This window comes from Photobacterium sp. R1 (assembly GCF_054600795.1).
Map to the genome: position 1 here is coordinate 1 of NZ_BAAHZP010000013.1, position 20,221 is coordinate 20,221.

Consider the following 20,221-nt stretch of genomic DNA (forward strand, 5'->3'; position numbering starts at 1 on the left):
CAAGTAAATGATGGGTTGTCGCCAGTTAATGCTGAAAATCGGCTTAAATCTGTGTCCGGAATTTGTTGACCACTACAATAACGTCTACAGCTACTAACACACGCCATCTGCTTGTCAACAAAAACCCCCTAAGCCAACAGGGCGATAATTAATGTGGCAACTTCCAAGGAAATAATAAAAAAGATATTCGACTCTGACTTTACTAAATAGTTGTTCCTAATGGCAGCTCTCTCAGGGAAAGGAACTCAGTCCAAATTGCGAAATCTGATCATTTATCTCCGCAGCATTTCAGGGAAGGCCATGCTTCCAGTCAATATCGACACCTCTGGGAAGGATAGGTGACAGTGACTTCTTCCGTTGAATCGTTTGATAGTACACAACTTTGTATCATATGCTCGCTCACCTGATCGCGATTTGACCGTTTTATTGAGTTTGGTTTAGTAGCGTTGGTATCACTTCGCTATCAGTAAGACTTGAAAACAAAAGTTCTGACCAATTGATTTGATGTGTAACTATCAATAACAGGATGAAGCTTGTGACAGACTCGCGCTGTTTTAGGACATGCTATTTCCATTTTCCAATAACCTTCATCGAAAACTGTCAGGCCATTTGCATCAGTAGTCTTATGGCGATTTACATCTCGGGCTACCATTTTAGCGAAGATATCGACAGACCGTAAACGGATGCTCGTAAATAACAGTGAATCATGAGACAAGCTCGGACTCAGTTGTCGAGTATGATTCGCTGAGCATCGAAAAAAGCAACATCCATCTCTGAGTTTTTTAGCGAGTTCGTCTCAGTGGTAGCGGCAGCCATACAATCCAAATAGCGCAATCCAAGGGTCAGAATCCGGAAGACCAAAAGTGGCAGATGTTAAATAATATCCATGCCATGAATGATAAATACAGGACCATGTGAACGAATACTTAAAGTTAGATTTGCTGACTCTGGCGCAGTTATCGCAAGACGCTGGCAAGCCGATTGACGAAGCCTTATATCTGAAATCCCTCCACAAAGCGGATCAAGACGAACTCCTGTTTGAATGCAGAAAACAAGGGTTACTTCAGGGATATTTCACACTCAGAAAACTAGATGAATCAACTTGGTTTATCCCGATGTTCGTCGTCCATCCGAAGCACCGAAATAAAGTTGTATTAACTTCTCTGTTTACGCAACTGGCTCGTTTCATCAAAAAAAATTCCGTTCAAAAAATAGTCAGTAATGTATTCAGAAACAATACATTATCGGTCAACTTTCATCAGCGACTTGGCTTTGTCATCACGCGAGAAAACGAACTGGGGTATGAATTCCAGTTAACCATCAATGAAAAAGTGCACACCCAATGGAAGCACCTCGAAAAAGATCGCTAACTACAGAGTAAGGCAGCTCCCTTTACAAGCAGACTGTATTTTGACCATATAAATGAACTATAAATCAATCGCTTGCCTTAAAGAGGATCTGCATAGATACTAGCGCAACATTGAGCTATGCAATCAACTGATCATGATTTGTTGGCATCTCATCTCTGTTTATCAGACTGTTTGGGGCCGGCTCAAGATGCCGTGGACATGGCTCAGCTTTTTACACTCTTCGAAAGACAAGGTATATCAAGTGAAGATGAAACTTTTTTCTGTTGTCAGTTTAGTCGCATTAGTCGGTTGTGGTGGCACTACAACAGAAGATCTCGGAAATACAGAAACCGTTTTTCATGGAAGCAGCACTGGATATTCCAGTGAGATTTCAGATTGGTTTGACATTGAAGTTGGACTGTACAATCAGATTCAAAACTCGGTAGAGAAATCAAGCATTCGGATTACATTTGACATCAATCAAAACGCAATCTTCGATGACGGGGATATTCGGATCATTGCCGGTAACGCAACTGACTTCACTCAGATACTGGGCTCATGGGCTTATAATTCTGATTACATCGTTGAACTGAACAATGGTGGTTCTCCAGTGATCCTCCGTGAGCCAAAAGGATTCATTATTCGCGATTCGGAGACTCAGTATGTCAGTAATCTGGGAGGTGTAAAAACCGACATTGAAAAAGTTAACGGAAACGTTACTAAGCAGAGTTTAATCCTGCGTACAAACAGAAATATTTCTGGCTCGACTCCGGAAGTCATGCAATTCGTACAGCAAGCGAGATTGATTGATGCAAACACACCAATCAATATTGAGTTAACCGATGGGTTGAGTGATGCGAGTTCTGACTATGTCCCAGAACGTAATCTCTTTACTCAGCAGCCTGTGCTTTCTTTGAAAGACCCTCAACATGATTATGTTGGCAATAGTTCATGGGTTGATATTAAATCCGTAAACTTTACATCCAGCCGAATTGAATAATCAACATACAAGTGATATCAGCTGATATTTAGTCGCTGAAATTCAACGCCGCCAATGGTTCATTGGCGGCATTCTATATCACACCAAACCTGATATGAAATACCGGGACTTTTATTTAAATCCAGAGGTTTTGCTTTACCTGAACGAAGAATCGTTCGTTCAAACACGATTTATCTGATTGACATCAATCTGATTTCAACAGCAAATTTTTCAACAACAAAGCTATCAACATGGTAATACAATCACCCCAAGTGGTTGCAACAACTGCTCTTGCTGCCAGTCGCAAATTTTAACACCGCTTAAATCGACTGTTCTGGGATCAAGACCGTCGAGTTCTGAATGACTGAGATCAGCGCCCTGGATGGAAAATTGTCCCCAGCTGTCTTCTGAAAATACGCTTCTGCTCAGATCAGAGCCTTTGAATGATGCGCCACGCAGGTTGGCCCCAGTCCATTTATTTTCAAATAAATCGCATTTTTCAATACACTGCCGTTCAAAGTTTGTATAAGACAAATTGCAGCCTGTCATATAAGCAGCACAAAAATACATCTGATGACTGACCTGATTCACAAAACTTGCCTGAATGAAATTCGCACCTTTCAGGTCACAGTCTCTGAATTCAATTCCAAAACAATTTGCCCCGCTGAAATTCGCCAGTGACAACTGACAGTTTTTAAAGCTGGCTTCCCTCAAGTCACAATAATCAAAATGGCAGCCTTCAATGGCTCCCTGCTCGATAAAGAGACAATCTTCAAATTGTGTCTCTCTCAGTTTCGCCCGGCTGAAATTACAACGATAGAATTTACAGTGCTTGAAGGATAAATGGCTCAGATCCTGATTTGAAAAATCAACCTGTTCAAATATTTCATTTTCTTTGGTCATGCGTCGTCTCCTGAAAACCCGGGCCAGAGACTAGCACTGAAAAAACGAACGACCAAGAAAAACAACCCCTTTAAAAACAGCAAATTAACACCTCTTCAAATCGCCATTTTAAGGCACCAAATCAACCCACAGAGAAGCGTTTAAAGAGATGTGCGACCGCTTGAATGAAGAAAAAAGTTTTGCCGAATACAGCGCGATACAGGGATTATCTTATTTTCATGATATACAGGAAATTCCGGCCTGCATCTGAAAGGCAGATGGGTACGCTTTTGCCATTGAAACTTGTCATTCACAACGCGAAAGCAAGATAAGGTGCAGTCAGTCCCGCCTGACAGCAACGCTGGACTCAATTGCTGCCCCCTTACTCCTGGAAGCTGTACCGGCGCTTCACTTCCACAACCTCGACCGTATAAGCGGCATACCATTTTTCACGGCCCAGTTGTTGCGCCAGTGTGTGCTGACTGTCCTTGTGCCAATTTTGGATATCCTCTTCAGACTGCCAGTAAGAGATTGCGATTTCCTGTTCACCTTCTGTCACTGCGATAAAATCCTGACAGTCATACTTGGTAAATGCCAGCTCCCGCATCACTTTCACCATGTCCGAATAGTGGCTGTCCTGCTCACCAGTTTTTGCTTTAAAAATGACAGCAAACATCGTGGCTCCATTGCTTTTGTGATTCTATTGCACGATCTACAGTAATCCTGAACGCCTGAATGGCACTCAGGATTCGGTCTCTTACTCTGATTCCAGCCAAACATTCACGAATTCACAGTCTGGCAAACCATGACCACTCGCTTTCGGAATTGTGCTGGAAGTCTTGTAATAAAATCCGACTTTTTTATTTGCAGCCTTGGCCGTTAAGAATAAAGACAATAAATCTTTATCGTCCGCAGACAGCAACACCCGAGGCAAATGATTACTGTCAGCGCGACAATCCCCTGCATGTTGCAAAGCATTTTTCAGCTGAATAAAGTGCCCGCTATTGGTTTTATTGGCACTGACAGCAACCCAGTCAACAACATTATTCCGGGATATTTCTGCATTTGACGTCAACGGGAACAGCATAAATGAAAGCAACACAATCTTTTTCATCATTGAACTTTTTCTCCTTCGTGATTGATATCAAACAATTGGTGCAAACAACTTCATCCAGTGAAACTGAAACTTACCTTTCAACACAAGCTGCCACAGCAGTGGCTTCTGACATTGAAAGCTCATAAAACTTTCTTTTTGCCATTGCTTTGACCGGATGTGATAACTTTCTGATATTGCCAAGTTCCCAGGCGAGATAACCCGCCACAAATTCGGACTCATCACAACCCGCTTGACGGCATTCCGATTGAACCCAGGATTTACAACCGACAATATCAACAATCGCGACCACTTCACCGTTTGGATCTATCTGACCGGCCTGAGTTAAGCGAATCTCATTCTGGACAAGCGCAATATTTTTCATCGGTAATGTGTCAGGTTGCCAGGAACGAATTTCTAACGTCTTCTGACCATTGGCAATGATGTTTCCCCAGGGGGATACCACAGAGAATGCTTTCAATTTTCCTCCCTGAAACAGGCATTATTTTGTCATTTGAAGATCAATGACTTGTAACCGATTCTTCAATTCAACCGCTAAGATACAATACAACATGATTCATATCGACCAATTGTGACTGAATCTGTCATGCTGAAAGCCGGAAATGAATTAATTCCCTTCATGATGTCCGGATCACCTACAAAAAAACGGCGGGAGATCCGCCGTTCATTGGTACTGATGAATTATTCGGACAATATCCGCTGCCGCGCCTGTAATGCCACATCAGCAACCTTTTCAATCAAATCGCTTTGCTGACGGACAATCTCAGAAACTGACATCCATCGGCAATCACTGGCGTCATCACCGGGTTGCAACTCTCCGTTCAGATACCGGCACAGTACTGGAACCAAAATGAAGTGGTGATGACAGTTATCTGCATCAAACTCATTGACTTCTACCACTTCCAGCAATTGCTCTGGCTCAGCCGCAACGCCGGTTTCTTCTCTGAGTTCACGTACGGCTGCATCATACAGACTTTCCCCGGGCCAGACCGAGCCACCGGGAAACCCCCAGCCACCTTTTTGGGGTTCATTTTTACGTTGGACCAAAATCAGCTGATCGGCTTGATAAGTCACCGCAAGGACGGCCACTCTGGGTGTGGAGAAAGGATGGTCTGGCTTTGTCATGACTGGCTTCCAAAAATATCTCAGAGCGCCATGATAAAACATGTTGCAGGACGAGCATACCTTCCGGCCCGTACAGACCGGAAAGTAAGAGAAAAGAGTCAGTTCAGCGGTTTAATCGGGGCAGTTTTAAACTCTGGATCCAGTTGATCATTAATCTTGATGTAATCTTTCCCTTTCGCATCGTAAATTGACGGTTGCTGAGTCACGACGTTTTGACCCGTCCAGAACTCAATTGGATTCAGGACCACATAATCAGCCACCGTTGCGACAGCGTATACCGGAGACATCAGAATTGTCAGGCCGCCCCGGGCGTAACGGTTGTCCACAGCGTCCATATTCAATTCCATTGTTGCCTGAGTGGCCGCCATTTGACCCGCACAGCCCGTCAGCAAAGTCACCAGAGAAACAGCAACAAAAGCCAATTTTTTCATATTGATTACTCTAAAAATAACAGGCCTGAATTGTACCAACCCGCTTTTTTATTGAAATAAAAGAAGTGTCAAATCTCCGCAAAATTCAGCGAAAATTCAGAGAAAAACAACGTTATATTCATGAGAGAAATCTTGCGGGGGGAATACTTTTTCCAGATGGATAGGGTTGACTCAATAGCACCTATTCCTTATCAAAACTATCTACGATAATTGCCCCCATTGAAGCCGGCATGGCAATCACCAGCGCACGTTTCACTGCAACAACCCAATTGTCCAGAATCGGAAATTGATTCAAAGAGAATAAAATTAAGCAAACGACCAGATAAGTGATCAAATAAGCACCAAAAACCCGGGCTAAAAAAACCGGAACACGTCGGTGAATATTCTGACCAAACATTGATTGATAGGCATACAAACCAATAAAGACCAGTGTAATCGAAACGAGTACGGTCAGATTAAGCAGCGGCAGCGTTTCACTCAATTGCCAGGCTTCTTCAGAAAAAGAGATGGGGACCCCTAAGGCAAAAGCACCAATGACAATCTGCCCCAGATCTTCAGTATTGAATTTCCAGTCCATCGCCTGTCCTCCATCCACTTTACCGGCAAATCTGCGGAAGTGGCTGCCTGTAGTTCAGGCCGCCATTTCCCCCTCCGTAATCCCGGAGGGGAAAGACACAGGTTAACCGAGCAAAAACAAGCTGCCCAATCCCAGAAATGTGAAGAAACCGACCACATCAGTGACGGTGGTCAGAATGACTGAACCCGACAGCGCCGGATCGATTTCATACTTATCCAGGATCACCGGGATCACGACGCCAGATATCGCAGCAACTACAATGTTGATGGTGATCGCCGCTGCAATCACACCGCCAATCGGCACACTACTGAACCAAAACGCGGCAATGATAGCGATGACAATCGCCCATAACACCCCATTCAGACAGGCGACCAGCAACTCTTTCTTAGCCAGCGACCACACGTTACCGAAGGTAATCTGCCCCATCGCCAGACCGCGAATGATCAGCGTCAGTGTCTGACTACCGGCAATTCCCCCCATTGAGGCAACAATCGGCATCAGAACGGCCAGCGCAACCACCTGACTCAGTGTGGCTTCAAACAAACCAATGGTCCAGGATGCCAGAAACGCCGTCAGCAGGTTAATACCCAGCCACAAAGCCCGACGTTTCGCACTGAGCCAGACCGGCGAGAACAAATCCGTATCTTCATCCAGACCTGCACGGGCCATTAGTTTCGCTTCATAAGATTCGCGCGTGATTTCCATCGCCAGTCGCAGAGTTGCGCGCCCGACAAAACGCCCGCTTTCATCCACCACGGCCATCGCAGCCTGATCGGAGTGCTCCAGACGTTCTGCGGCGTCATCCACATCCATCTCTGCATTCAGCGGTGCCGCAATGTCGTCCTGCAAGGTATCCACTCTGGCCTGGCCATCTGCGGCCAGCAGCACAGACAACGACACTTCGCCTTTGTACATCCCTTTTTTATCAACAATATACACCCGGTCCAGCATGGCATGCTCCGCACGGCGGACAGCCCGCAAGGCTTCCGCAACCCGGGTATTCGGTGTCAGCATCACCAGATTGTGGTCAACATAGCGGCCGATTTGTTCTTCATTATACTGCTGGCTTTGCTCATACCAGGTTTTCTGATCCTGGCTCATCTTCGCCAGTGCAAAATCCACCAGCTTATCTGACAGGCTCTGTGACAGCTCGATCAGATCCTCGGCATCCAGACCATGCAGCATGGCCCGCAGATCCGGCATGCTGAGGTTATCGATCAGCGTACTTCGCGCATCCCCCCGCATGGCAACCAGAACTTCAACCCGTTGTTCTGGTGCAACCGTTTGCCAAATCGCCAGACGCTCGCCCATTGGCAGAGATTCAAGCAGAAGACCAAGTTCTGAAGTTTCCAGCGCTTCTGACGCTTCATGGAATACCCGTTCCTGCTCTTCATCCTGCGCACGGTTCAGATCCTCAACCCATTGACTGAGTTCCTGCTGAGGAAGCAGATCCTTTACGGCTGCATTTACATCTGAATTGTTTTCTTCTTCCGTCATATTTCTTCTTTTTATCGAGATTACTGCGGGTTGACCTGTACGACTTCCGCCTGCGGAACTCCCTCAGTTTCCGGTTTGGCGGCTTCCGTCAACCGGGTCAGTTTAATCACAGGTTTTTGCAAAATGATGTTATTGGGATAAGTGACCAGACTTCCGTCCGCACGCTGAATCAGCACATGAAACATGGTGATGTCCTGAATCACACCACTGATATCTTCGTCCTTATCCACCACTTTCACCATGTCGCCGATACGGTACGGAAACACAAAAAAGATCAGCACGCTGGCGGTCACGTTACTCAGCATGGACCACTGGGCAAACAGCGCCACACCCAGCACGGCAAAAGCCGACGAGAAAAACAGCGAGATGTCACTGTAACCCAGCCCCAGACTGATCACCGTAATGCTGAACAGCACAAAAAACACCGCCGATGAAAGCACGCGTGAAATAAATTTCACTCTGACTTCGCTGACCATCTTTGTCTTCCCCAGCCGGATCAGCCAGAGATTCAGCACACGCTTGGCTATGGTGTAAACCACCAGAAATGTCAGAATAATAAACAGGTTATACGTGAGCCTGCTTTCGAGAACAGCTTCTAGCATTAAAGAAATTTCATCCTTCTCAACAGAATAATTTCAAACAAGGTAATCGCACCCAATGCGATACAAAAGGCCCAGAATGATGCCGCAGAGTCCACCCCGGGCATGCCGCCGATATTAACCCCCAGCAGACCGGTAAGAAAGCTGATTGGCAGAAAAATAATGGAGATCAGCGAAATCAGATATGTGTTTCGGTTCACTTTTTCTGACTGGATCTGTCCGAGGTGCTGATTGACCACCTGAATTTGTTCAATATAAAAGTTAATGGATTCATTGATCCGGATGACCAGGTCACGACAGTTCAGCAACGGAATACGCCAGGCTTCTAATTCATACATTTCCGACTGGATCAAATCATCCAGCGCATACCGTTGCGGCGTTAAAAATCGCCGGATTTTCAGCAGCCGCTTATTCAGATCGGCCAGCGACTGACTGTCCGCTTCATCCTGATGCTCGGCGTAATACTCGATTTTTTCCTCAATCGGATCGAGGAAGATTTCAATATTTCGGTTGAGTTTATCAATAATGGTGATCAGCAAAGCGATCAGATTTGCCGGCCCTTTGCCTTCTTCATACTGTCGGCGCGCTTCTGCTATCGCCCGAGACGGATACTTCCGTGTCGAAATCAGACTGCCTCTGAAATAAAGAAACCGGATACTCAGCATGTCATCCGGATTGGTGCCTTCGTTCAGGTTGATTCCCCGAAGAATTAACAGAAAAATGTCATCTTCCAGCTGCTCGAAACGCGGGCGGGTATCATCAGAAAGCAGTACCGAAGCAATCGGTGAAGGCACGCCGACGGCAGATAACCATTCTTTCAAACCTGCTGCATCCCGCTGGCAGTGATACCAGCAATTTTTTTCCAGCTGTTCACAATCCGCCAGTGTCAGCTTCTTTGGCGTTTCCCCTAACTGCCAGCCATCGATGAACCATGCACCATCGTATTCAGAAATACCCATAAGGCGCGCCTCCTCTGCGCAAAAATTGAAAGACCTGAATGACAGCTTCGTTTAAGTGATATCAACTTCATCACTGACTTCGTCGAGAAAATTCTCAATTTGTTGTTCCACTTCCGAACTGGCGCCTTTACTGAAAGAAGCCAGATGAAACACCGCATCACCTTCATTGACCAATGGCAGCATTTGCTGGCCAATCACAATACCATCCCTTGGCGCCACCATCGTATCTTCTCCCTGGCCCAGGGGGGCGCTGATATAGGCCAGCACCTGGCCTTTGATCACGCGTTCACCCAGCGCAACCACACAACGGACAATCCCGTTCTGCTCGGCCCGTACCCAGCTGCTGGAGCGGGCGATAAAAGGAGATGCTGTTTCTTTCTTCCGGCTGACCCGGCGAATCATACCCAGCATCCGCATTACGCCGACCACGCCTTTGACCGCCGCGGCAATCACCAACGGTTCGAAACGCAACGCTTCACCGCCTTCATACGTGATCACGGGAATATTTGCAGAATCCGCCACCGCACGTAATGAACCGTCGCGGATCGCAGCATCCAGAATCACTGGGGTTCCGAAAGCATGCGCCATGGCCGAGCTGGCTTCATCTTCCAGATTCGCCCGGACCTGAGGCAGATTCGCCCGGTGGATCGCACCGGTATGCAAATCGATAATATGGGTACATTTCTTCACGACATGCTCACTGAACTGATAAGCCATTCTGGCTGCAGTTGAGCCTCGTTCTGAACCGGGAAAACAGCGATTAAGATCTCTCCGGTCCGGTAAATAGCGTGATTTATGGATAAAACCGAACACATTCACCACAGGCACAGCAACCAGCGTACCGTGCAGTTTCATCGGGTCGACTTTATTCAGCAGTTGCCGGACGGCTTCCACACCATTGAGTTCATCTCCGTGAATTGCAGCACTGACCAGTAACACAGGTCCCTGATACCGGCCATTCACCACATGAACCGGAATGTTCAGCGGTGAATGGGTATAAAGTTGCGCAGCTTCAAGATCAATGGTGGCGGATTGCCCGGGAGGCACTTCTGTGCCCATAAATTCGATGACTTTATTTGATTTAGCCTTTGCCACTCGTGCGCGTCCTTTGCGGTTTTGCAGTTGATTCTATGTATTTGATTATCATACCGGCGATATCCTTACCAGTGGCTTGTTCAATCCCTTCCAAACCTGGGGAGGAGTTCACTTCCATGACCAGCGGCCCCCGCTGAGAACGCAGCAAATCGACCCCGGCAACCCGAAGGCCCATCACTTTCGCGGCCAGTACCGCAGTTCTCCGCTCCTCCGGGGTGATCCGTACCAGTGACGCCGAGCCTCCCCGGTGCAGATTTGAGCGAAATTCCCCTTCTGCCCCCTGACGCTTCATCGCTGCGATCACTTTATCGCCGATCACAAAACAACGAATATCCGCCCCGCCGGCTTCTTTGATGTATTCCTGCACCATAATGTTGGCCCGCAGACCCAGAAAAGCTTCAATGACACTTTCTGCCGCTTTGCGGGTTTCCGCCAGCACCACACCAATCCCCTGCGTCCCCTCCAGCAGTTTAATCACCACCGGCGCACCGCCGACCATTTTCAGCAAGTCATCAATATCGTCAGGCTTACTGGCGAAACCGGTAATCGGCATCCCCACCCCTTTCCGGGACAGTAACTGAAGTGAACGCAGCTTGTCGCGCGAACGGGTAATCGCAACAGACTCATTCACTGGGAACACCCCCATCATTTCAAACTGCCGCAACACCGCACAGCCATAAAAGGTCACAGACGCGCCAATTCTCGGAATAATGACATCGAAACCAGAAAGATCCTGGCCTCTGGCATGGATAGAAGGTTTATCTGAATTGATGTTCATGTAACACCGCAAAGCATCGATCACTTCAACCTGATGGTCTCTCTCCTGACAGGCTTCAATCAGTCTTCGGGTTGAATAAAGTTTCGAGTTGCGGGAAAGGATACCGATTTTCATTGTTACTCCAGTAAAACACTTGTCGTCGTAATGTATGGGACAGCCAGCGCTGAAGGAAAATCACCCGGAGCCGGACCCAATTCGTCATCGCAACATGATTCGTCCGTATCATGACAGTCTCACGACATGAATCCTGCATGGGCCGATAAGGTTGCAAAGCTGAGGCACCGCCCGGTTCAGCTGCTGACTATACTCCCCCTATGCTCAATACGCCTTATAAAGACTGAAGTTCAGCCTCAAAGAAACAATAGCTCTCAATAGCTTAGCTGAAAATAACGTGCCCCGAAGGAATGAAGCACAACCGATTTAATTCTGTGCGTGGAAAAATATGGTCGATTGCTGTGCTCTGAATCTGGCAAGAGGTCTGCTCATCGGCGGCGTCCTTTGCCCATCTGCCTGGGCAACGCCCGATACCGTTCAGCCGGATTTCGGTCCGCTCAAAACCTATGCGCAGTCACCATTGCAGTCCACCAGCCTGAGTCCGCAACTCCGAAGCGGTTTTGCACTGCCTGAAGACAGCCTGGAATTTTATGCCAATGCGACGGCATCCAGCATCTGGGCAGAAACAGATGAGTATCGTGCCGATTATTATCAATCCACTTTCAGCACCGGGCTGATGTGGCAGGCCACAGAAGGATGGCAACTGGAACTGGATGCCAGCTGGCGGATTGCTCTCGATACTCATTTAGATAACCTGACGATTGGCTTTCACAAACTGTTCGGTATCGACCAGAATGGCAGGCAACAAGTGCCGAGACACAGTTTCGATATCGCCATCCCGGAATATGATGTGGCCTATTCAGACTTTGAAGGAGAAACGCTGTCTCGCACTTTTACCCTGTACAGCGGATGGCAAGTGATTGATTACCCAAATGAAGCCTTATCAATTGGCGCCTCACTCTATTACAACTATGTCGGTTCCGGTCCGTTTCACACCCATAATTTTGAACAGGCACTTCAGATCAACTACAGCTATCACCAGGATCGCCATCGCTTTCATGCCATGTTCGGCGGCGTGTACCGGAAAAATCCGGCAGCACTGATCCCGTATAACAAGCTGACCTATGCCGCTGCCGCCGGATGGCAGTACCAGTTCAACGGTCCGCACCGTTTTTTACTGGAATACCATTTTTATGAAGGGGCATCGGAAGCCACCTCAGCCCTGTCACAAGCTTCCAATGAAATTCTGACCGGGTACCGGTACCACTTTTCAAGCAGTGTGCTCGAACTGATCCTGATTGAAAATGTTTTCAATATGGACAACAGCCCGGATGTCGCCATTACTTTGGGCTACCGTCAGCGTTGGTAACCGCTGCAAACTGAGCCAGCAGGAAATCAATAAACAAACGCAATCGCTTCGGAATCAGTTCTCTCTGCGGATAGACAAAGCTGATCGGAACCACAGGCGATTGCCAGTCCGGTAGAATCCGGACCAGCTCATTTTTCTCGAGGTATTCCCGACAGATAAATTCCGGCAACATGGAAATACCCAGTCCGTCGACACAGGCAGAAACTGCCGAGGTAATGGTATTGACCCGGAAACGGTAAGGCAGATCAACCTGCATCTTCTGGCCGTCTTTCTCCAGCTCCCAGTAGGTCAGCTTCACCGCATTGTAAATTTTGATCTGATGATGCGGTGCAACCAAATCAGCAGGGGTCATGATTTCCCCGTGCGCGGCCAGATATTCCGGACTGGCGACCAGTATCCGGCGGGATGAGTGGAACGGCCTCGCGACCATCCCCGAATCATTCATATCCCCCACCTGGATATACAGATCAATGCCTTCAGCTACCAGATCGACTTCCCGGTTACTCAGCTCAAGATGCAGGCTGACATGAGGGTAAAGCTTCAAAAACTCGTTCATGCTTTTCCCGAACACTTTCTGACCCAGCTCGACCGGCATCACAACATTCAACCGGCCTCGGATCAGTTCCTGATTCGCCGAAACTTCCAGCTCCGCCTGATTGGCAATTTCGACCACCTGACGGCAGGAGCGGTAGAAGGTTTCTCCTTCATGGGTCAGCACCAGACTCCGTGTACTCCGCGTCAGTAAACGGACACCGAGATCTTTCTCCAGCTCTGCAATTTTCCGGCTGAGCGTGGATTTGGTGATATCCATCGCTGCAGCAGCCTGCGTGAAACTGCCGCATTCCACAACCTGAGCAAACATCGCCCATGCATTTAAATCCATTCCCCACCCATTCATTCAAATATTGCAACAGTGTTTTCGATTTTTCCTATCTAATAAACCAATTCATATTTTTTTACAATTCTTGCTCAAACATAAATGACAACAATATGAGTTCCCATGGCCGAACAATCATCCAAAAAATCTTCTCGTCTTCCTTTGATTGCAACGCTTGTGCTGGGAGTGGTGGCTGCGTCCGCAGCTGGCTACTGGTATGGCTACGGCCGTTATTTCCAGTCAACGGACAATGCCTACCTGCAAGGCGAAATCACCAATATCAGCCCTAAAATTGCCGGATACATTCAGGAAACCTACGTCAGCGATAATGAGCTGGTAGAAGCCGGTCAGCTTCTGGCCACCATTGATGACCGGGATTACCAGGCTGCGCTGGAAAAAGCCAAAGCAAATCTGGCTGTCACACAGGCCGCAGTCACCAACCTCAAAGCACAGTCTCAGTTACAGAAAACCGTCATTCGTCAGTCCGCCAGCCAGGTTGACTCCGCGCAGGCTGAAGTCGAACGAGCCCAGCAACAGGCCAAACGTGCCCGCTCTCTGCTGGCCAAAAATTATTCCTCTCAGGATGAAGTGGACGATGCCAGCTCACACCTGAAAGTCAGTCAGGCAGAGTTCGAAGCCGCAAACGCAAATCTGCAGGCTGCCCGGGATCAGCTGCAGGTGCTCAACAGCCAGAAAAATCAGGCAGAAGCCTCGGTCAGTGAAGCACTGGCACAGGTCAAACAGGCAGAGCTGAATCTCAGCTATACCCACATTTATGCACCGGTCGATGGCATCATCGGAAAACGCAGTCTTCGTCTCGGCCTGTATGTTCAGCCGGGCATGCCGTTACTGAGTCTGGTACCGACGCATGAAGTGTGGATTGAAGCCAACTTCAAGGAAACGCAGCTGGCCAACATTCGTCAGGGGCAGCATGTGGAAGTTGAGCTGGACGCCTATCCGGGCCAGACACTGGAAGGGATTGTCGATAGCTTTTCTCCGGCCACAGGCGCCAAATTTGCCCTGCTGCCGCCCGAAAATGCAACAGGCAACTTCACCAAAATCGTGCAGCGTGTGCCGGTAAAAATTGTGATTCCGCATCCCGAACAGCTCAATGGTCAGCTTTTGCCGGGACTGTCGGTGATCACCACCATCGATACCCGCGCATCTTTAGTACAAGACCCTGAAACCCTGGCTAAAGCTGAGGTTGCCCATGAATGAACAGGCACTGACACAACCGGTCGCTGCTCCTGCTCAGCAAAACGCCGATGCGGTGCCACGCCGCCATTGGATCGCGCTGCTGGGCGGGATGCTAGGTGCCTTCATGGCCATTCTGGATATCCAGATCACCAACTCGTCGCTGAAAGATATTCAGGGCGCCCTGTCGGCCACACTGGATGAAAGCTCGTGGATCTCCACCTCCTATCTGGTCGCAGAGATGATCGCGATTCCGTTGAGTGGCTGGCTGTCCAGAGCGCTGGGAACACGACGTTATCTGATTGGCACCACGGTGATTTTCACCCTGTCATCCCTGCTTTGTTCTGTGTCCTGGAATATGGGTTCAATGATCACCTTCCGGGCAATTCAGGGATTCAGCGGCGGTGCGCTGATTCCCATGGCTTTCTCGCTGGTCGTCCAACTCCTCCCCATTCACAAGCGGGCAATTGGCATGGCGATGTTTGGGGTCACAGCGACCTTTGCGCCTTCCATCGGTCCGACACTGGGGGGCTGGCTGACGGAAAATCTGTCCTGGCACTATATCTTCTACATCAACCTGCCCCCGGCATTGCTGATGCTCGCCATGCTCCGCTATGGGCTGGATGATGAGCCGATGAATATCGACACCCTGAAAAAAGCAGACTGGACAGGTATCTCGACCATGGCCATTGGTCTGGGAAGTCTGGAAGTTCTGCTGGAAGAAGGCAACCGGGAAGAGTGGTTCAGCTCACAGTTCATCATCGCGCTGGCTGTCATTGCCAGCCTCAGCCTGGTTGCTTTTGTGATTACCGAGCTGCGTCATCCAAAACCACTGGTGAATCTCAGATTACTCCGCAATCCGCACTTTGCCATGTCCGGACTGGCCTATCTGATCCTCGGTATGGCGCTGCTGGGTTCCATTTATGTTCTGCCTTTATATCTGACGCAAATTCAGCATTACAACGCACTGGAAATCGGTAAGGTTCTGATGTGGATGGGATTCCCGCAGTTGCTGCTGTTCCCTCTGATCCCCAGACTGACCCGGATGATCAAACCTAAGTATCTGGTTGCGTTTGGTTTCGTGATGTTCGGGCTGAGCTGTTATGTCAACACCCATATGAGTCAGGATTTCGGCGGACAACAGATGATGCTTTCCATGCTGCTCCGGGCCTTTGGCAGTCCGTTCATTATTGTGCCCCTGTCGCTGGTCGCCATGCAGACGATCGAAAAACCACAGACACCCGATGCCTCAACCATCACCAATGTCCTGCGGAACTTAGGCGGCGCATTCAGTATCGCCCTGATAGCCACTATGCTGGATAACAAAGCCCGGGAGCATCTGGCGCACATCAAAGCCAGTCTGCCCAGCGTCAGTAACGATGCCTGGCATCAGCTGGCACAACAGGCCGGTCAGTATCTGCAACAGGGCACCGATTCGACGACGGCGATGCTCAAAGCCAAAGCCAGTCTGGCGCAAAGCATGCAAACCGACGCTTTCATCATGGCTTATAATGATATCTTCATGATGATGACAGGCTTCCTGGCCTTCGCAGCCATTCTGATTCTGTCGCTGCCGGATGCAGAGCCGGCCAGTGACTAAGTGAATCACCAGCGGCACAACAGCAAAGCGCCTTGCCGGGAATCATTGGCAAGGCGCTTTTTATTTCAGTAAAAAGGGTATCCGGGGTCTTTTTCAGGACGTGAGATGCGCATACCTCCGCTCGGCAGTAAAATAAGCGACAACGCTATACAGCAGCATAAACAGGCACAGCAAATACCAGGTACGGTAGAAGTAAAGTGCCCATGTTATTGCACTGACTTCGTCTTTTGGATAGGGCAACGGCGGATAAACATAGACCACCAGCTCCTGTTCCTGTGGCCTGAAAAAACTGACCGACGCGTGCATCGGTTGAGCCGTTCCGTAAAGATAGCCAGTCAGTGCCCGTTTCACTTGCTGCTGTAATTGTTGCTCGTTCAGTGGCTGCGCACTGAGATAAGCGGACGAGTCAAAAATTTTTGCCTGAACCTGTGCCAGCGAAAATTCTGCGACATCAAAGTGCCTTTCCCCGATCTCAATTTTCAATTTCGCCTGAGACTTCACAGCTTGCTTAGCGGCAACCAGTTGTCGGTAAATCGCACCTTGCTGACGGAGTAACAGCTCACTTTCATCATGCAATTGCTGGAGCGTATTTGAAGCGTCAACAGTCGGTTCAGTCAGCATCGACCTGATTCTGTCTACAATCAGACCTGTTAAACGGCGAAGCAATGTTTCATCCAGGCTGTCATAGGCGTAAAGCACACCGGAATCATCGCTCGAAGTAAAATAAATTTCCTGAAGTTTGATTGTCTCACCGGAATTGAGCGCAGCAAGTTGCTCAAAGTCTATCTGATCAATGACTTGGTAATTCACATGAAAATGAGTGAAATTGTCATATTCCTGGTAGGTCTCAGAGCGATAAAAATTCAATGTCATATAGCCAAAAAGTACATTTACAATCAGCCACAATCCAATGCAATACTTTAACGAACCTTTCTTCTCGGCAAGAGAAAAAGAAAAATTCTTACCGTTAATCAACAATGGTTCAATGTGAATAGACGGTTTTAAATGAATTCTTCCATGAACTGTATAGTGTTCACCCTCTTCAAATACAGCACGATGGCCTTGAATGGGAACACTGGCAATCTCTCCGCTCGTTTGAAACATTGAATCTCTGTATCTTTCTTTACACTGAAAAACACCAGTCAACTCATACAACCTGTGTTGTCTATATATTTCCTGACAGATCACGCCAACCGGAAAAAAAGCAAATAAAACATTACAAAAAGTCAGATATCCATAGGCCACGCCATGTCCATACTCATATCTAAATGCCAGCATCAAAAACATATTTACAAAAGAAGCAGGAATCAGCAAATACGACAAATCATAATGATCAGGATTTACTTTCATGACTCTCGGAAGTGTATAGAATGGCTCAAATTTTGATAATATCTGCACCTGATCAATACGAGTCACATAAAAAGAATTCAAGAATATCACGCCTGATATCTGAACTTGCAACTGACCTGACGTCTGATTTTTTTCAACTTTTCTTATTTTATCTTCAGGCCAATAGACGGAGTGAACCTTCATCTCATCAATGTAATAGCATGAGCCATCTATTTTCAAAGTCCCATGAAGTTCATATAGCCGACGGTCATAAAAAGGTCGTTTGTATATCTTTCTCAGTAATTTCATCTCTTCATTAGATAAGTTTACTCGTTCTTCCTGACAGCGAATTGCATGAATCAGTCCCGCTCGTTTGTAAATATATGTGACTATGCCATAGATAATCGCACCAGAAATATAAAAAAGCATGGGTACAGCAAGAAAAACAAAAATTGATGCAAGAAAATCAAACAAGTCAGCATTCCTGTCATATAGCAAAGCAACGAAGTTCAATCACATTCATCAGGGTATGATTGAACTTCGGCATGTTCTGAAAAAATATTGTGGCTAATGGTTGTTCTGTTCAGATTCAACCCAATGGCCATATCGCTTATCTAACGTCAAATAGACAGAGAGTGAATACAAGAAAAATATAATATACAAAATCACCCAGAAGCGATAAACGCGCATACTGACCGAAATCTGATACACCTCATCAGGCAATTTCTTCGGCTGATAAAGATAAACAACCAGAATTTGTTCATCCGGCAGGAAATAACTGACAGAGGCATGCATCGGTGCGACAGCACCATAAAGATATTGAATCACGGCCTGTTTAATTTTGGTATACAGTGCATTTGACGTGATTGTCTGAGTTCCGGACACATGGAATACTTTTGCTAGGAGCGCTTTCAGAGAGAGTGTTTGTGCTTCAAATTTTTTTTCGCCGATATCAATTCTGATGTGTGGTTGTGATAAGACTTGCCTTTTGGCAGCAATCAATTGCTGCTCTAAATTTCCTTGATGGCTCGTCATATTTTCTTTATGCGTAAAAAATGACTTGAGTTTTCTGATATCTAAACTCTCCCGACGCTGATTCTCAGGGATCGTACGCCAAACTTCACTGAAAATACTTTCGGTAAGTTGTTCAATCAGTGTTTCATTCAGTTCACTGCTTGCCCGTATGCTCCCGGGTTCATTGCCGGGAGAAAAATAGACATCTTCGAATTTAATCGCATCTCCCGAGACATAAGATGATAGCTTATCCGTATCAATCTCTCTCACGATCTGATAATTGGCATGCAGTGTTTTGAAACGCGTATATTCCTGATACATACCCGACTGATAAAACCGGCCGGTCATCACGATAAATAAGTAGCCCATCGCAAACCAGATCAGCATCCCCCAACGCATGATTTTCTTCATATCATTCAGAGAAAATCCTGGTCTTTTCTCATCAATAAATCTCACATCGAGATGAAATTCAGGGCAAAGTTTTATTTGTCCGTGTACGGTATAACTCTGATCTTCCTTGAAATCAAAAGAATATGATTTTACCGGAAACCCATTGATCTCATCCTGACTCGAAAATAAATCATTTGACAGTTCCACTGACCGAAACTTTCCTGTTAGCTCAGAAACCCAGCGATTTTTTCTGAGTTCATTCCAAAGCCACAATAGAAATAAAGTGGCTATTCCATTACAAAAGAACAAGAAATCAGAAGTGCTGTCATAATCCATCGCAGCCAGAATGAATAGATTCAAAAAAGCAACTGGCATCAGGGAAAACAGAAACGCCAATAGACCCAAATTACTTTTCTTCACTTTTGGCAATGCAAAATAAGGTGCTAAAGTTTCAAGAATATTGAAATCATCAACACGAATCACGTAAAAACCATGCTTGTAAACCACACCTTCTAATTTCGTTATTTTCCCACCTTCTTTTTCTAATAATTCTTTCTCTTCAATTGTGTTTGCTTCGGGAATATCTTGATCTGGCCAGTAAATTGATTCGAGCTTCAGCTCATTCAGACAGACTTCCGTATAGCGCTGATACAATTGTCCGTTGAGTTCAAATACACGATTATCATTGAAATTCTTTTGATAGATGTTTTTCAGCAGCTGCATTTGCTGGGTCGATAAATGGGCCTTATGCCTTTGCCTCGCTAGCTTTGAAATTAATGCTCGCTGATGAAAAAAACCTGACACCAAGTTCGCAATGACGCCAACGATCAGGTAAATCACAGCAATGGATAACAGAAAAGTGAATAAAACTTCCATGGAGAGACGAACCAGATGAAATTAACGCTCTGATAATGCGACCAAAATCAGAAATTATAAAATGAGTCGCACAAGGTTCGTTTCATCAAGCGCCTGAATAAAGACAGAAATTCAAGTGCTCAGCTGGATGTTA

20 protein-coding genes are annotated in these 20,221 nt (G+C 47.0%); 5 read left to right on the forward strand and 15 right to left on the reverse strand.

Annotation, left to right across the window (positions count from 1 at the left end; translation table 11 throughout):
• Positions 1-914 precede the first annotated feature (914 nt).
• Positions 915-1,370 carry a GNAT family N-acetyltransferase gene (locus ACYP03_RS18560; protein WP_459781558.1) on the forward strand — a complete coding sequence of 152 codons (456 nt, stop codon included), beginning with the start codon at positions 915-917 and terminating at the stop codon, positions 1,368-1,370.
• Positions 1,371-1,611: 241 nt separating this feature from the next.
• Positions 1,612-2,349 carry a hypothetical protein gene (locus ACYP03_RS18565; protein WP_459781560.1) on the forward strand — a complete coding sequence of 246 codons (738 nt, stop codon included), beginning with the start codon at positions 1,612-1,614 and terminating at the stop codon, positions 2,347-2,349.
• Positions 2,350-2,574: 225 nt separating this feature from the next.
• On the opposite strand, the gene ACYP03_RS18570 is transcribed toward ACYP03_RS18565, so the two are convergent.
• The 12 genes from ACYP03_RS18570 to rimK form a co-directional block, all read right to left on the reverse strand.
• Positions 2,575-3,231, reverse strand: coding sequence for a Qnr family pentapeptide repeat protein (locus ACYP03_RS18570; RefSeq protein ID WP_330961015.1), 657 nt, complete (start codon positions 3,229-3,231; stop codon positions 2,575-2,577).
• Positions 3,232-3,592: 361 nt separating this feature from the next.
• Entirely contained in the window at positions 3,593-3,886 is a 294-nt protein-coding gene (locus ACYP03_RS18575) for an antibiotic biosynthesis monooxygenase family protein (RefSeq protein ID WP_248142827.1), read from the reverse strand.
• An 81-nt stretch (positions 3,887-3,967) separates the two neighbouring features.
• Positions 3,968-4,327 (reverse strand): hypothetical protein, encoded by a 360-nt coding sequence (locus ACYP03_RS18580; protein ID WP_330961013.1) that lies wholly within the window; start codon positions 4,325-4,327, stop codon positions 3,968-3,970.
• Positions 4,328-4,397: 70 nt separating this feature from the next.
• Positions 4,398-4,769, reverse strand: a complete 372-nt coding sequence (locus ACYP03_RS18585; RefSeq protein WP_459781693.1) for an ASCH domain-containing protein — start codon at positions 4,767-4,769, stop codon at positions 4,398-4,400.
• Positions 4,770-5,005: 236 nt separating this feature from the next.
• A complete protein-coding gene (locus ACYP03_RS18590; protein ID WP_459781561.1) occupies positions 5,006-5,449 on the reverse strand; it encodes an NUDIX hydrolase in 444 nt (147 codons plus the stop codon).
• A 98-nt stretch (positions 5,450-5,547) separates the two neighbouring features.
• The gene (locus tag ACYP03_RS18595) at positions 5,548-5,880 is read right to left on the reverse strand and encodes a DUF3332 family protein (protein ID WP_330961010.1); all 333 of its coding nucleotides are present in this window, start codon (positions 5,878-5,880) and stop codon (positions 5,548-5,550) included.
• A gap of 181 nt (positions 5,881-6,061) precedes the next feature.
• The gene (locus tag ACYP03_RS18600; protein ID WP_248142832.1) at positions 6,062-6,457 is read right to left on the reverse strand and encodes a DUF2391 family protein; all 396 of its coding nucleotides are present in this window, start codon (positions 6,455-6,457) and stop codon (positions 6,062-6,064) included.
• Between the two features lie 102 nt (positions 6,458-6,559).
• On the reverse strand, positions 6,560-7,954 hold the full coding sequence (locus ACYP03_RS18605) for a magnesium transporter (RefSeq protein ID WP_248142833.1): 1,395 nt from the start codon (positions 7,952-7,954) through the stop codon (positions 6,560-6,562).
• A 20-nt stretch (positions 7,955-7,974) separates the two neighbouring features.
• Positions 7,975-8,556 (reverse strand): mechanosensitive ion channel family protein, encoded by a 582-nt coding sequence (locus ACYP03_RS18610; protein ID WP_248142834.1) that lies wholly within the window; start codon positions 8,554-8,556, stop codon positions 7,975-7,977.
• The gene (locus ACYP03_RS18615; RefSeq protein ID WP_330961009.1) at positions 8,556-9,512 is read right to left on the reverse strand and encodes a CorA family divalent cation transporter; all 957 of its coding nucleotides are present in this window, start codon (positions 9,510-9,512) and stop codon (positions 8,556-8,558) included. The genes ACYP03_RS18610 and ACYP03_RS18615 overlap by 1 nt, the downstream gene beginning before the upstream one ends.
• A gap of 51 nt (positions 9,513-9,563) precedes the next feature.
• On the reverse strand, positions 9,564-10,607 hold the full coding sequence (locus ACYP03_RS18620; protein WP_248142836.1) for a succinylglutamate desuccinylase/aspartoacylase family protein: 1,044 nt from the start codon (positions 10,605-10,607) through the stop codon (positions 9,564-9,566).
• Complete coding sequence (rimK, locus tag ACYP03_RS18625; RefSeq protein WP_248142837.1) at positions 10,594-11,499, reverse strand: 30S ribosomal protein S6--L-glutamate ligase; 906 nt, start codon at positions 11,497-11,499, stop codon at positions 10,594-10,596. The genes ACYP03_RS18620 and rimK overlap by 14 nt, the downstream gene beginning before the upstream one ends.
• A gap of 328 nt (positions 11,500-11,827) precedes the next feature.
• On the opposite strand from rimK, the gene ACYP03_RS18630 reads away from it, so the two are divergent.
• Positions 11,828-12,808, forward strand: a complete 981-nt coding sequence (locus tag ACYP03_RS18630; RefSeq protein WP_248142838.1) for a DUF3187 family protein — start codon at positions 11,828-11,830, stop codon at positions 12,806-12,808.
• On the opposite strand, the gene ACYP03_RS18635 is transcribed toward ACYP03_RS18630, so the two are convergent.
• On the reverse strand, positions 12,780-13,691 hold the full coding sequence (locus tag ACYP03_RS18635; RefSeq protein ID WP_248142839.1) for a LysR family transcriptional regulator: 912 nt from the start codon (positions 13,689-13,691) through the stop codon (positions 12,780-12,782). The genes ACYP03_RS18630 and ACYP03_RS18635 overlap by 29 nt on opposite strands.
• A 117-nt stretch (positions 13,692-13,808) precedes the next feature.
• Between ACYP03_RS18635 and ACYP03_RS18640 the strand changes: the two genes are divergently transcribed.
• Positions 13,809-14,903: an HlyD family secretion protein gene (locus tag ACYP03_RS18640; protein ID WP_459781563.1), complete on the forward strand. Its 1,095-nt coding sequence runs from the start codon at positions 13,809-13,811 to the stop codon at positions 14,901-14,903.
• On the forward strand, positions 14,896-16,479 hold the full coding sequence (locus ACYP03_RS18645) for a DHA2 family efflux MFS transporter permease subunit (RefSeq protein WP_459781564.1): 1,584 nt from the start codon (positions 14,896-14,898) through the stop codon (positions 16,477-16,479). The genes ACYP03_RS18640 and ACYP03_RS18645 overlap by 8 nt, the downstream gene beginning before the upstream one ends.
• Positions 16,480-16,572: 93 nt before the next feature.
• On the opposite strand, the gene ACYP03_RS18650 is transcribed toward ACYP03_RS18645, so the two are convergent.
• Positions 16,573-18,282 (reverse strand): hypothetical protein, encoded by a 1,710-nt coding sequence (locus tag ACYP03_RS18650; RefSeq protein ID WP_459781565.1) that lies wholly within the window; start codon positions 18,280-18,282, stop codon positions 16,573-16,575.
• A gap of 93 nt (positions 18,283-18,375) precedes the next feature.
• Complete coding sequence (locus ACYP03_RS18655; RefSeq protein ID WP_459781567.1) at positions 18,376-20,088, reverse strand: hypothetical protein; 1,713 nt, start codon at positions 20,086-20,088, stop codon at positions 18,376-18,378.
• Positions 20,089-20,221 lie beyond the last annotated feature (133 nt).

Excerpts from the sequence above, each read along its gene's own strand:
- ACYP03_RS18570 (WP_330961015.1), bottom strand. The coding sequence starts at position 3,231 with ATGACCAAAGAAAATGAAATATTTGAACAGGTTGATTTTTCAAATCAG.
- ACYP03_RS18575 (WP_248142827.1), bottom strand. The coding sequence starts at position 3,886 with ATGTTTGCTGTCATTTTTAAAGCAAAAACTGGTGAGCAGGACAGCCAC.
- ACYP03_RS18580 (WP_330961013.1), bottom strand. The coding sequence starts at position 4,327 with ATGATGAAAAAGATTGTGTTGCTTTCATTTATGCTGTTCCCGTTGACG.
- ACYP03_RS18590 (WP_459781561.1), bottom strand. The coding sequence starts at position 5,449 with ATGACAAAGCCAGACCATCCTTTCTCCACACCCAGAGTGGCCGTCCTT.
- ACYP03_RS18595 (WP_330961010.1), bottom strand. The coding sequence starts at position 5,880 with ATGAAAAAATTGGCTTTTGTTGCTGTTTCTCTGGTGACTTTGCTGACG.
- ACYP03_RS18600 (WP_248142832.1), bottom strand. The coding sequence starts at position 6,457 with ATGGACTGGAAATTCAATACTGAAGATCTGGGGCAGATTGTCATTGGT.
- ACYP03_RS18605 (WP_248142833.1), bottom strand. The coding sequence starts at position 7,954 with ATGACGGAAGAAGAAAACAATTCAGATGTAAATGCAGCCGTAAAGGAT.
- ACYP03_RS18610 (WP_248142834.1), bottom strand. The coding sequence starts at position 8,556 with ATGCTAGAAGCTGTTCTCGAAAGCAGGCTCACGTATAACCTGTTTATT.
- ACYP03_RS18615 (WP_330961009.1), bottom strand. The coding sequence starts at position 9,512 with ATGGGTATTTCTGAATACGATGGTGCATGGTTCATCGATGGCTGGCAG.
- rimK (WP_248142837.1), bottom strand. The coding sequence starts at position 11,499 with ATGAAAATCGGTATCCTTTCCCGCAACTCGAAACTTTATTCAACCCGA.
- ACYP03_RS18630 (WP_248142838.1), top strand. The coding sequence starts at position 11,828 with ATGGTCGATTGCTGTGCTCTGAATCTGGCAAGAGGTCTGCTCATCGGC.
- ACYP03_RS18635 (WP_248142839.1), bottom strand. The coding sequence starts at position 13,691 with ATGGATTTAAATGCATGGGCGATGTTTGCTCAGGTTGTGGAATGCGGC.
- ACYP03_RS18640 (WP_459781563.1), top strand. The coding sequence starts at position 13,809 with ATGGCCGAACAATCATCCAAAAAATCTTCTCGTCTTCCTTTGATTGCA.
- ACYP03_RS18645 (WP_459781564.1), top strand. The coding sequence starts at position 14,896 with ATGAATGAACAGGCACTGACACAACCGGTCGCTGCTCCTGCTCAGCAA.
- ACYP03_RS18655 (WP_459781567.1), bottom strand. The coding sequence starts at position 20,088 with ATGGAAGTTTTATTCACTTTTCTGTTATCCATTGCTGTGATTTACCTG.